General features: G+C 73.6%; 2 protein-coding genes (1 of these 2 running past the window's edge). Both read left to right on the forward strand.

From position 1 onward, the window contains the following. Positions 1-12,649: the 3' portion of an SDR family NAD(P)-dependent oxidoreductase gene (locus tag WMF43_RS18040; protein ID WP_437681694.1), read on the forward strand. The gene continues 1,472 nt to the left of window position 1, outside the view; only the last 12,649 of its 14,121 coding nucleotides appear in the window; its start codon lies beyond the left edge, outside the window; the stop codon is at positions 12,647-12,649. A gap of 112 nt (positions 12,650-12,761) precedes the next feature. Then, a complete protein-coding gene (locus WMF43_RS18045) occupies positions 12,762-13,421 on the forward strand; it encodes a class I SAM-dependent methyltransferase (protein ID WP_437681695.1) in 660 nt (219 codons plus the stop codon). Positions 13,422-13,470: the final 49 nt, after the last annotated feature.

Below are 13,470 nucleotides of genomic sequence, written 5' to 3' on the forward strand. Positions count from 1 at the left end.
GGAAAATTCCGACGCGGCATGGACGTCGGTGGTGCGGACGGCGGCGACGGGGCGGGCCGCGCTGCGGCGCCGTGCGGCGGTGCTGGCGTCGAGCGGCAAGGAGGCGGCGGCGCTCTTGCGAGGGCTCGCGGAGGGGCGAGCGGACGCGCAGGTGGTGGTGAGCGGGGAGGCGAAGGCACGGGGAGGGGTGGTGTTCGTGTTCCCCGGGCAGGGTAGCCAGTGGCCTCGGATGGGCAGAGCGCTGCTGTCGGAGGAGCCGGTGTTCGCCGAGGCGATCGCGGCCTGCGACGCGGCGCTGCGCCCGCATACGGGCTGGTCGTTGACGGCGGTGCTGCGGGGCGAAGCGGAGGCGCCAGGGCTGGAAGCGGTGGAGGTGATCCAGCCGGCGCTGTTCGGGATGGCGTATGGCCTTGCGCAGGTGTGGCGGTCGTGGGGCGTCGAGCCTGCGGCGGTGGTGGGTCACAGCCAGGGCGAGGTGGCGGCGGCGGTGGTGGCCGGCGCGCTGAGCCTTGAGGACGGGGCGCGCGTCGTGGCGGTGCGCAGCCGGCTGGTGGGGAAGCTGGCAGGGACCGGCGCGATGGCGTCGGTGGCGCTGCCGGTAGCGGAGGTGGAGAAGCGGCTGGCGGGTCACGCGGGCCGCGTTTCGGTGGCGGTGGTCAACAGCGCGGACCAGACGGCGGTGGCCGGCGATCCAGGCGCGGTGGAGGCGCTGGTAAAGGAGCTTGAAGCCGAAGGGATCTTCTGCCGGCGGATCGCGGTGGATTACGCGTCGCACAGCGCGCACGTCGACGCGCTGCTGCCGGAGCTGCGCGCGGCGCTCGCGGGCATCCAGCCGCGGGCGGGCACGGTGCCACTGGCATCCACGGTGACCGGAGAGGTCCTGGATGGACCGGCGCTGGACGCCGAATACTGGTGCGCGAACCTGCGCTCACCGGTGAGGCTGGACCGCGCGCTGGCGACGTTGCTCGAGGGCCGTCACGGCGTGTTCGTGGAGATGAGCCCGCACCCGGTGCTGACGGTGCCTGTCGGGGCGGCGGTGGAGGCGCACGGTGGCGTGGCGGTCGGCAGCCTGCGGCGCGACGAGGGGAGTCGCGGGCGTTTGTTGCTGTCGCTTTCGGCGCTGCATTGCCACGGAATCGAGGTCGGCTGGGGAGATCTCCTGCCGAAGGCATCGACGCTGACGGAGCTGCCGACGTACGTTTTCCAGCGGCAGCGCTACTGGCTCGATGCGCACACGTCGAGCGGCGATGCGACGGCGCTTGGTTTGTCGCGCGGGAGCCATCCGCTGCTCGGGGCGGCGGTGTGGCTGCCCGACGGGAGCCTGGTGCTGACGGGCCGGCTGTCGCGGCAGAGCCCGGCCTGGGTGGTGGACCACGCGGTGAGCGGCCAGGTGCTGCTGCCCGGGACGGCGCTCCTCGATCTGGCGCAGCATGCGGCGCTGCAGGTCGGCGCAGGGACGGTGGAGGAGCTCGTGCTGGCCGCGCCGATGGTCGTGCCCGCGCGAGGCGCGCTGGCGCTGCGGGTGACCGCGGGGTCGCTGGCGGAGGGCGGGTGGGCGGTGGCCGTGCATGCACGGCCGGAGGACGCGGCGGAGGACGTGCCGTGGGTGCTGCACGCCGAGGGGCGCCTCGGCGCCGAAACCATGGCGCCCGACGTCGACCTCACGGAGTGGCCGCCTCCCGGGGCGGAGCCGCTCGAGCTGGATGGCTTCTATGCGAAGGCCGCGGCGGCCGGCTACGAGTTCGGCCCTCGGTTCCAGGGCTTGCGATCCGCGTGGCGTCGCGGGGAAGAGCTCTACGCCGAGGTGGCGGCGCCGGAGGCGCTGGGCGAGGTCGAAGGTTTCGGTCTGCACCCGGCGCTGCTGGACGCGGCGCTGCAGGCGGGGCTGCTCTACGAGGGCGAGACGTTGAGCTTGCCGTTCGCCTGGCGCGGCGCTGCGCTGTTCGCCACCGGGGCCAGGGCGCTGCGGGCGCGGCTGACGCCGAGCGGCGAAGGCCTCGCGGTGGCGGTGGCCGACGCGACGGGGGCGCCGCTTTCGCAGATCGCCGCGCTGCAGAGCCGGCCGGTGAGCGCCGAGGCGCTCGCGGGCACGACCAGCACCAGCGCTCACTACCACGTGGAGTGGGCGCCGGCGGCGGGGACGGGGACCATCGAGCCGTCGCGCTGGATGTGGGTGGGCGAGGGCTCTGCGCCTCGGGGCATGGCGAGGCACACGGCGAAGCTCGACGCGGTGGCGCTCGTTGCGGCCGCCGAGAAGCCTGCGCTGGCAGGGGCGGTGGTGCGCTGGGCGCCGGGGCAAGCCGCGGAGCCTGCGGCCGTCGGGGCCGAGACCGCGCGGGCGCTCGTGCTGTTGCAAGCCTGGTTGTCCGACGAGCGGCTTTCTGGAACGCGGCTGGTGTTCGTCACGGAGAACGCCATCGCCGCCGGGGCGGGCGATGGCGTCAGCGATCTTGCCCATGCGCCCCTGTGGGGGCTCGTTGCCTCGGCGCAGTCCGAGCACTCCGACCGAGGGGTGATGCTGGTCGACGTCGACGGCAGCGCGGCGTCGTGGGACGCCTTGGCAGGTTGCCTCGCGGTCGAGGAGCCGCGCGTGGCGCTGCGCCAGGGGCGGACCCTGGTGCCGCGGTTGATGCGGCGGGGGGCTGCCGGGCGGCTCGACATCCCCGAGGCGCAGCACCGCGGAGAGCCGGTGTTGACGCCGCCGCGGGCGCTCGACCCGGAGGGCACGGCGCTGATCACCGGAGCGCCGGGCGCGCTGGGAGAGGCGGTGGCGCGGCACCTCGTCGAGCGGCACGGCGTTCGTCACCTTGTGCTGCTGTCGCGGCGAGGACCGGAAGCGCCGGGCGCCGAGGTGTTGGTGGAGGCGCTGCGCGCCGCCGGCGCGGAGGCCCGCGTGGTGGCGTGCGACGTGTCGGACCGGGCGGCGCTGGCGGCGGTGATCGACGCGATCCCGGCGGAGCATCCGCTGACGGCGGTGGTGCACGCGGCCGGGGTGCTCGACGACGGGCTGCTCGCCGACCTGACGCCCGAGCGGTTGGCCCGGGTGATGCGACCCAAGGTCGATGCGGCGTTGCACCTCGACGCGCTCACGCGTGCGCACGACCCGGCGGTCTTCGTGTTGTGCTCGTCGGGCGCGGGGATCATGGGCAGCGCGGGGCAGGCGAACTATGCGGCCGCCAACGTCTTCCTGGATGCGCTTGCGGCCCGACGGCGAGTCGAGGGGTATCCGGCGGTGAGCCTCGCGTGGGGCGAGCTGGGCGGCGGGGGGTTGGTCGCCGCGTTGACCGAGCAGGACCGGGCGCGCATGCGGCGCGGAGGCTCGCGAGCGATGACACCCGAGGAGACGCTGGCGCTCTTCGACGCGGCGCTCGGCGCGCCGGAGGCGCTGCTCGTGCCGATGGCCTTCGACGCGGGTGCGCTGGTGCGCAGCGGCGCGGCGGTGCCGCCGCTGCTCAGCCGGCTGGTCCGCGCGCCGCGCCGGCGCGTGTCGGCGACGACCGGGGGCGGAGGTTTTGCCAGGCGCCTGTCGACGCTTCCGGAGCACCGGCGCGAGGCGGCAGCGCTGGGGCTGGTCCTCGCCGCTACGGCCGCGGTGCTGGGACACGCCGATCCGAGGGCGATCGGGGCCGAGACGGGGTTTGCCGCGCTGGGGCTCGACTCGCTGATGGCGGTGGAGCTGCGCAACCGGCTGCGGGCCGAGACGGGGCTGCCGCTGTCCGCGACGGTGGTCTTCGATCACCCGACGCCGGTGCGGCTGGCTCGCCACCTGCACGCGGGGGTCGCGCCGGCGGTCGCAGCGCCGGTCGTGATCGATCGGACGGCAGGGGACGAGTCCGTCGCGATCATCGGGGTGGGCCTGCGTTTGCCGGGAGGCGTGGACGATCTCGACCGGCTATGGGAGGTGCTGACGGCCGAGGGAGATGTCGTCGGCCCGGCGCCGGTCGGGCGCTTCGACCTCACGGCGTCCTCCGAGCCGGCGCTGGTGGTGCGAGAGGCGGGTTTCCTCGCGGACGTGGCGAGCTTCGATCCAGCGTTGTTCGGGATCAGCCCGAGGGAGGCGAGGCAGATCGATCCGCAGCACCGATTGCTGCTGGAGACGAGCTGGGAGGCGCTGGAGCGAGCGGGCATCGCGCCGAGCTCGCTGCGGGACACGGCGACCGGGGTGTATATCGGGGTGGCGCCCGGCGAGTACGGAAGCGGGAGCGAGGGCGACGGGGCGCATGGGATCGTGGGCCAGGACGCGTCGTTTGCGGCGGGGCGTCTGGCGTTCGCGCTGGGCCTGCAGGGCCCCGCGATGTCGGTGAACACCACGTGCAGCTCGTCGCTCGTGGCGCTGCACCTCGCGGTGCGGGCGCTGCGCAACGGCGAGTGCACGCGGGCGCTTGCGGGCGGCGTCAACGTGCTCGGGCCCGGCGGCTTCGTGGAGCTGTCGAAGGCGGGCGCGCTGGCGCCGGACGGGAGGTCGAAGACGTTCTCGGCTTCGGCCGATGGGTTCGGACGCGGCGAGGGCGCGGTGGTGCTGGTGCTGGCGCGGCTGAGCGACGCGCGCCGGAGCGGGCATCCGATCCTGGGGCTTGTGCGCGGCACGGCGATCAACCACGACGGGGCGAGCAGCGGCATCACGGTGCCCAACGGGACCAGCCAGCAGAAGGTGATCCGCGCCGCGCTCGCGGATGCAGGGCTGACGGCAGGTGCGGTGGATATGGTCGAGTGCCACGGCACCGGGACGTCGCTGGGTGATCCGATCGAGGTCAACGCGTTGGCGGCGGTCTACGGGGAGGGGCGCGCGGCAGAGACGCCGTTGCTGCTGGGCGCGGTCAAGACACAGATTGGCCATCTGGAAGCGGCGGCCGGGCTGGCTGGCGTGGCGAAGGTGCTTGCGGCGCTGCGGCACGGAGCGCTGCCGCCGACGTTGCACACGAGGCCGCGCAACCCGCACATCGAGTGGGATGTGCTGCCGGTGGAGGTGGTGGACGCCCTGCGGCCGTGGCCGCAGGGCGAGCGTACGCGTGTGGCCGGGGTCTCGTCGTTCGGGATGTCGGGCACCAACGCGCACGTGATCGTGGAGGAGCCGCCGGCCGAGCAGACCGAGACCGCGGCGAGCGAGGCGGCCGCGCCGCGAGCCTTGCCGCTGCTGCTGTCAGGACGGGACGAGGCGGCATTGCGGGCGCAGGCGGGGCGGCTGGGGGAGCACCTGGCGAGGCATCCCGGGCAGCCGGTGGTGGACGTGGCCGCGACGCTGGCGACGGGCAGAGCGGGGCTGTCGGCGCGCCTTTCGTGGGCGGTGGAGGGCCTGGACGGGTTGACCGAGGGGCTGCGTGCGTTTGCTGTGGGCGGCCCCTTGCCGACGGGGGCGAGGGCGTCGGTGCCTGGTCACCGCCCGGGCCGCGTGGCGGTGCTGTTCACGGGGCAGGGAAGCCAGCGCAGCGGGATGGGGCGGGGGTTGTACGAGGCGTATCCGGTATTCCGGACGGCGCTCGACGCGGTGTGCGAGGCGCTGGACCCGTATCTCGAGCGGCCGCTGCGAGAGGTGATGTTCGCGGAGGAGGGTACGGTCGAGGCGGGCCTGCTGGGGCGGACGGACTTTACCCAAGCCGGGCTGTTCGCGCTGGAGGTGTCGCTGTACCGGCTGTGGTGGCAGCTGGGGTTGAGGCCGGAGGCGCTGCTCGGCCATTCGATCGGCGAGGTGGTGGCGGCGCACGTGTCGGGGGCGCTGTCACTTGGAGATGCCGCGAAGCTCGTGGCGGCGCGAGGTCGGCTGATGGCCGCGCTGCCCGAGGGCGGAGCGATGGTGGCGGTGGAGGCGAGCGAGGCGGAGGTGAGGCCGTTGCTCGCGGAGATTGCCGGTGTCGATCTCGCGGCGGTCAACGGCCCGCGGGCTGTGGTGCTGTCGGGGGACGAAGGTGCGGTGTCGGCGGCGGCCGCGGCGCTGGAGGTGAAGGGGCATCGGACGAAGAGACTGGCGGTGAGCCATGCGTTCCACAGCCACCGTATGGCCGGGATGCTGGGCGAGCTGCGGGCGGTGGCGGAGACGCTGTCTGTCGGAGAGCCGGAGATCGAGCTGATCGGCAACGAGACGGGCCGGCGGCTGAGCCGAGAGGAGCTGGCCGATCCGGAGCACTGGGTGCGGCACGCGCGCGGCGCGGTGCGCTTCGGTGACGGGGTAACGACGCTGGTGGCGGAGGGGGTGCGGACATTTATCGAGATGGGCCCGCGAGGGGCGCTGTCGGCGATGGGGCCGGCGAACGTACCGGAGCAGGTCACGGCGGTGTTCGTGCCGAGCCTGCGGGCGGATCAGGGGGAGGCGCGTGCGCTGGCCGAAGCGCTGGGCGCGGCGTGGACGGCCGGGGTCGAGCTCGACTGGGCTTCATTCTTTGCGCCGTACAAGCCGCGTGTGGCCGAGCTGCCGACGTACGCGTTCCAGCGGCAGCGCTACTGGCTCGATGGGCGCACGCCGAGCGGCGGCGCGGCGATGCTGGGGCAGGAGAGGGAGAGCCATCCGCTGCTCGGGGCGGCGGTGTGGCTGCCGGACGGGAGTCTGGTGCTGACGGGCCGGCTGTCGCGGCAGAGCCCTGCCTGGGTGGTGGACTGCTCGGTGAGCGGCCAGGTGCTGCTGCCCGGGACGGCGTTCCTCGAGCTGGCGCAGCATGCGGCGTTGCGGGTCGGCGCGGGGACGGTGGAGGAGCTCGTGCTGGCCGCGCCGATGGTCGTGCCCGCGCGAGGCGCGCTGGTATTGCGCGTGAGCGTCGCGCCGGTGGCAGGCGAGACGGTTTTTTCGCTGACGATCCATGCGCGGGCGGAGGACGCGGCGGAGGACATGCCGTGGGTGCTGCACGCCGAGGGGCGGCTCGGCGCTGAAAACGTGGCGCCCGACGTCGACCTGACGGAGTGGCCGCCCGCCGGGGCGGAGCCGCTCGACCTGGATGGCTTCTATGCGAAGGTGACCGAGGCCGGTTACGAGTACGGGCCGGGGTTGCAGGGCTTGCGGTCGGCGTGGCGGCGCGGAGAAGAGCTCTACGCCGACGTGGTCGCGCCGGAGGCGCTGGGCGAGGTGGAAGGCTTCGGTCTGCACCCGGCGCTGCTCGACGCGGCGCTGCACGCGCTCCTGCTCGACGAGGGCGAGACGCTGAGCGTGCCGTTCGCCTGGCGCGGCGCGGCGCTGTTCGCCACGGGGGCCAGGGCGCTGCGGGTGCGGCTGACGCCGAGCGGCGACGATGTCGCGCTGGCGGTGGCCGACAGTACCGGGGCGCCGATCGCGCAGATCGCCGCGCTGCAGAGCCGGCCGGTGAGCGCCGGGGCGCTGGCCTTCGACGCGGGGGCGCTGGTGCGTAGCGATGCGGCGGTGCCGCCGCTGCTCAGCCGGAGGGGCCGCGCGCCGCGGCGGCGCGTCTCGGCCGCGACCGGGGGCGGAGGCTTTGCCGAGCGTCTGTCGGCGCTTCCGGAGCACCGGCGCGAGGCGGCGGCGCTGGAGCTGGTGCTCGCCGCCGCGGCCGCGGTGCTGGGGCATGCCGCCCCTGGGGCGATCGGGGCCGAGACGGGGTTTGCCGACCTGGGGCTCGACTCGTTGATGGCGGTCGAGCTGCGCGACCGGCTGCGGGTCGAGACGGGGCTGCCGCTGTCGGCGACGGTGGTCTTCGATCACCCCACGCCGGCGCGGCTGGCTCGACACCTGCTCGCCGACGTCGCGTCAGCGGTCGAGCCGGGCCAGCCGGCGGTGCGCGTGACGGACGAAGAGCCCATCGCGATCGTCGGGGTGGGGCTGCGCCTGCCGGGCGGGGTGGAAGATCTCGACAGCTTCTGGAGGTTGCTGACGGCCGAACGTGATGTCGTTGGCCCGGCGCCGGTCGAGCGCTTCAACCTCGAGAGCCTCTACGATCCCGACGCCGACGCGCTCGGACTCGCTCGTGTCACGGAGGCGGGGTTCCTCGCGGACGTGGCCGGCTTCGATCCGGCGTTGTTCGGGATCAGCCCGAGGGAGGCGAGGCAGATCGATCCGCAGCACCGTCTCTTGCTGGAGACGAGCTGGGAGGCGCTGGAGCGAGCGGGCATCGCGCCGAGCTCGCTGCGGGACACGGCGACAGGCGTCTACGTCGGTGTGGTCCCCGGCGAGTATGGCTGGGGCGAAGGCGACGGGGCGCATGGGGTCGTGGGCCAGGACGCGTCGTTTGCGGCGGGACGTCTGGCGTTCACGTTGGGCTTGCAGGGCCCAGCGATGTCGGTGAACACCACGTGCAGCTCGTCGATGGTGGCGCTGCACCTCGCGGTGAGGGCGCTGCGCAACGGCGAGTGCACGCGGGCGCTGGCGGGCGGCGTCAACGTGCTCGGGCCCGGCGGCTTCGTGGAGATGTCGAAGGCGGGCGCGCTGGCGGCGGACGGGCGGTCGAAGACGTTCTCGGCGGCGGCCGACGGCTATGGCCGCGGCGAGGGCGTGGTGGTGCTGGTGCTGGCGCGGCTGAGCGAGGCGCGCCGGAGCGGGCATCCGATCCTGGGGCTCGTGCGCGGCACGGCGATCAACCACGACGGGGCGAGCAGCGGCATCACGGTGCCCAATGGGACCAGCCAGCAGAAGGTGATCCGCGCCGCGCTCGCCGATGCCGGGCTGCCGGCAGGTGCGGTGGATGTGGTCGAGTGCCATGGCACCGGGACGTCGCTGGGCGATCCGATCGAGGTCAACGCGTTGGCGGCCGTCTACGGGGAGGGTCGCCCAGCTGACGCGCCGCTGCTGCTGGGCGCGGTCAAGACGCAGATCGGGCACCTGGAGCCAGCGGCCGGGCTGGCTGGCGTGGCGAAGGTGCTTGCGGCGCTGCGGCACGGAGCGCTGCCGCCGACGTTGCACACGCGGCCGCGCAACCCGCACATCGAGTGGGATATGCTGCCGGTGGAGGTGGTGGACGCCCTGCGGCCGTGGCCGCGGGGCGAGCGGCCGCGCGTGGCCGGTGTCTCGTCGTTCGGACTGTCGGGCACCAACGCGCATGTGATCGTGGAAGAGCCGCCGGTCGAGCAGACCTCGGTGAGCGAAGCGGTCGCGCCGGCGGCGCTGCCGCTGCTGCTGTCGGGGCGGGACGAGGCGGCGCTGCGGGCGCAGGCGGGGCGCTGGGCGGCCTGGCTGGAAAATTCCGATGCGACATGGACGTCGGTGGTGCGGACGGCGGCGACGGGGCGGGCCGCGCTGAGGCGCCGTGCGGCGGTGCTGGCGTCGAATGGCAAGGAGGCGGCGGCGCTCTTGCGAGGGCTCGCGGAGGGGCGAGCGGACGCGCAGGTGGTGGTGAGCGGGGAGGCGAAGGCACGGGGAGGGGTGGTGTTCGTGTTCCCCGGGCAGGGGAGCCAGTGGCCTCGGATGGGCAGAGCGCTGCTGGCGGAGGAGCCAGTCTTCGCCGAGGCGATCGCGGCCTGCGACGCGGCGCTGCGCCCGCATACGGGCTGGTCGTTGACGGCGGTGCTGCGGGGCGATGCGGAGGCGCCGGGGCTGGAAGCGGTGGAGGTGATCCAGCCGGCGCTGTTCGGGATGGCATACGGCCTTGCGCAGGTGTGGCGGTCGTGGGGCGTCGAGCCCGCGGCGGTGGTGGGTCACAGCCAGGGCGAGGTGGCGGCGGCGGTGGTGGCCGGCGCGTTGAGCCTCGAGGACGGAGCGCGCGTCGTGGCGGCGCGCAGCCGGCTGGTGGGGAAGCTGGCAGGGACCGGCGCGATGGCGTCGGTGGCGCTGCCGGTAGCGGAGGTGGAGAAGCGGCTGGCGGGTCACGCGGGCCGCGTTTCGGTGGCGGTGGTCAACGGCGCCGAGCAGACGGCGGTGGCGGGGGACCCGGAGGCAGTGGAGGCGCTTTTGCAGCAGCTGGAGGCGGAGGGCATCTTCTGCCGGCGGATCGCGGTGGATTACGCGTCGCACAGCGCGCATGTCGACCCGCTGCTGCCGGAGCTGCGCGCGGCGCTCGAGGGCATCGGAGCTCGGGCGAGCGCGGTGCCCATGGTGTCGACGGTGACGGGCGATATCGTCGACGGGGACGCGCTGAGCGCCGAGTACTGGTGCGCGAACCTGCGCTCGCCGGTGCGGCTGGACCGTGCGCTGGCGACATTGCTCGAGGGCCATCACGGCGTGTTCGTGGAGATGAGCCCGCACCCGGTGCTGACGGTGCCTGTCGGAGCGGCGGTGGAGGCGCAGGGCGGCGTCGTCGTCGGCAGCCTGCGGCGCGACGAGGGGAGTCGCGGGCAGCTGCTGCTGGCGCTCTCGGCGCTGCATTGCCACGGGGTCGAGGTCGGCTGGGGAGATCTCCTGCCGAAGGCGCCGGTAGTGGCGGAGCTGCCGACGTACGCGTTCCAGCGGCAGCGCTACTGGCGCGATGTGCCGGCGTCGAGCGGCGATGCGACGGCGCTTGGCTTGTCGCGCGGGAGCCATCCGCTGCTCGGGGCGGCGGTGTGGCTGCCGGACGGCAGCCTGGTGCTGACGGGCCGGGTGTCGCGGCAGAGTCCGGCCTGGGTGGTGGACTGCGCGGTGAGCGGCCATGTGCTGCTGCCCGGGACGGCGTTCCTCGATCTGGCGCAGCACGCGGCCGAGTGGGTCGGGGCGGCGACGGTGGCCGAGCTGGTTCTTGCTGCGCCGCTGGTGGTGCCGTCGCGGGGCGGACTGGCGCTGCGGGTGAGCGTCGCGCCGGTGCCGGGCGACACGGGCTTCGCGCTGGCGATCCACGCGCGGGCGGAGGACGCGGCGGAGGACATGCCGTGGGTGCTGCACGCCGAGGGGCGGCTCGGCGCCGAAAGCGTGGCGCCCGACGTCGACCTGACGGAGTGGCCGCCCGCCGGGGCGGAGCCGCTCGATCTGGATGGCTTCTACGCGAAGGTGGCCGAGGCCGGCCACGAGTACGGGCCGCGGTTCCAGGGCCTGCGGTCGGCGTGGCGGCGTGGGGAAGAGCTCTACGCCGAGGTGGTGGCGCCGGAGGCGCTGGGCGAGGTGGACGGCTTCGGCCTGCATCCGGCGCTGCTCGACGCGGCGCTGCACGCGCTCCTGCTCGACGAGGGCGAGACGCTGAGCGTGCCGTTCGCCTGGCGCGGCGCTGCGCTGTTCGCCACCGGGGCCAGGGCGCTGCGGGTGCGGCTGACGCCGAGCGGCGACGACGTCGCGCTGGCGGTGGCCGATGCGACGGGGGCGCCGCTTTCGCAGATCGCCGCGCTGCAGAGCCGGCCGGTGAGCGTCGAGGGCGGCGCTGCCGTGCCGCCGTTGCGCAGCCGGCGGGCTCGCGCTCCGCGCCGGCGCGCCGTGGAGTCGACCGGCCGCGGGGCGTTCGTCGAGCGCTTTTCGGCGCTGCCGGTCCTCCGGCGTGAGGCGGCGGTGCTGGAGCGGGTGCTCGCCGCCGCGGCCGCGGTGCTGGGACACGCCGAGCCGGCGGCGATCGGCGCTGACACGGGCTTCATCGACCTGGGGCTCGACTCGCTCATGGCGCTCAATCTGCGCAACCGGCTGCGGGACGAGACGGGGCTGCCGCTGCCCGCGGCGGTGGCCTTCAATCACCCGACGCCGGCGCGGTTGGCCCGGCACCTGCTCGCCGACCTTGCGTCGGCGGCCGAGTCGAGCCAGCCGGCGGTGCGCGCGTCGGGCGACCCTGCGGGGGACGCAGCGGCGAGCGAGCCGGACGCGGCCGCGCCGGCCGAGGATCCGACCTGGTCCCGCGAGGAGTCCGAGCTCGTGCCGGACCCCTCGGACCGAGCGGACCCCTCGGACCGAGCGGACCGCTCGGACCGGGTGCACGCCCGTGATTCGATCCTGCTGCCGCTCCGTCGCTCGGGTCACGAGCAGCCTTTGATCCTTGCGCCGCCGCTCGAAGGCAACGTGTGGTACCTGCGCGAGCTGAAGGACGCGCTGCGCGGGTCGCTGCCGGTCTGGGTGTTCGACGAGTCGGCGCTCGCCCAGCGGGGCCCGCTGCCCGGGAGCCTCGGCGCGCTCGCCGCCGTGTACGTGGACGAGCTCCTGGCGGCGTTGCCCGGCCAGGCGTCGTACCGGATCGGCGGCTACTCGTTCGGGTGCGTGGTCGCGGTGGAGATGGCGCGGCAGCTCGTCGACCGCGGCCACGCAGTGGCGCCGGTGCTGCTGCTCGACGGCCCGGCGTACGTCGCCTCGGGGACGTCGGAGAGGCAGCGCCCGCAGGCGATCCTCTGGGGCCTCATCGAGTCGCTGCGGATGACGACGTACACGCAGGAGGACATCCTGTCGATGGAGGTCGACGCGATCCTCGAGCTCATCACGCGTCACCTCCGGGAGCGCGAGGTGCCCCTGACCGGCGATGCGCCGCTCGCCTTCCTGCACGATGCGGCCGCGATCGCCGCGCACAACGTGCGGCTGTGGACGTCCTGGGAGCCGGCGCCGTTCGACGGCGATGTCACGATGTTCCGCTGCGCGACGCTCTTTCGCGAGAGCCCCGACCTCGGGTGGTCCGCCTTCGTGAGGGGCCGCGTTCGCGTCGTGCCCGTCCCGGGCGACCATGCGACGATGGTGCTTGATCCCTTCGTGAGCACCCTGGCAACGTGCATCGAGCGCGAGCTCGATCGAGCGCCCTCCCGCGGCATCGACGGCCGCTCCAGAGCTTGGCGCGCCGCCGCGCCGGACAGAGGCGGAGGCGCTGGAACAGCCGCAGACGCTTTCACGATCATGGGCGGTGCTTGAGCTCGCGCAAGGGATCTCCTGTCACCCGAGGTGAGCGAGGCGATTTGCCCTTGCGTTCCTCGAATCGTTCGGGTTCTTCTTTTCCCCTAGTCGGCAGTCGAGGAAATGAGTCATGAGCGTCACGACCGAGCAGGTTGAAGCTGGACAGGCTGTTTACACGAAGAGCAACCTTGCCGTGTACGACTTCGTCGTGCTCGGCGTTTCGAACCGCTTCATATGGAAGTGCCCCACGGAGCGGATCGAGGCTCACTACAACCGGCATGTCAGCGCAAATCACCTGGACGTCGGGGTAGGCACGGGATACTTCCTTGATCGCTGCCGATTTCCATCGTCCCTCCCGCGCGTCGCGTTGATGGATCTGAACCCCAACACGCTCGAGTTCGCGGCTCAACGAATCGCTAGGCACAGGCCGCTCACGTACCGCCGGAATGTGCTGGAGCCGATCTCGCTGGATGGGCAACGGTTCGACTCCGTCGGGATCAACTACCTCCTCCATTGCATTCCTGGATCCATCGAGTCGAAGGCCGTGGCCTTCGATCACCTCAAGCCGCTGATGAACCCCGGCGCCGTGCTGTTCGGGGCGACCTTGCTGCAAGGCGGCGTCGCTCGGGGCTGGCTCGCGAAGCGCCTGATGGCCGTCTACAATGAGCAGGGGATCTTCCACAACGAGAAGGACGATCTCGAAGGGCTGAAGCGGGCGCTCGACCAGCGGTTTCGAGACGTCTCCGTCGACGTCGTGGGCTGCGCGGCGCTGTTCTCGGCGCGCGTGTGAGCGCCGGTCGCGACCACGGCGCCGCGCGGCTCCAGGGACACAGCCCCGC

Origin of the sequence: Sorangium sp. So ce131 (assembly GCF_051519095.1) — a bacterium.
Classification (GTDB): Bacteria; Myxococcota_A; Polyangia; order Polyangiales; family Polyangiaceae; genus Sorangium.

Excerpts from the sequence above, each read along its gene's own strand:
- WMF43_RS18045 (WP_437681695.1), top strand. The coding sequence starts at position 12,762 with ATGAGCGTCACGACCGAGCAGGTTGAAGCTGGACAGGCTGTTTACACG.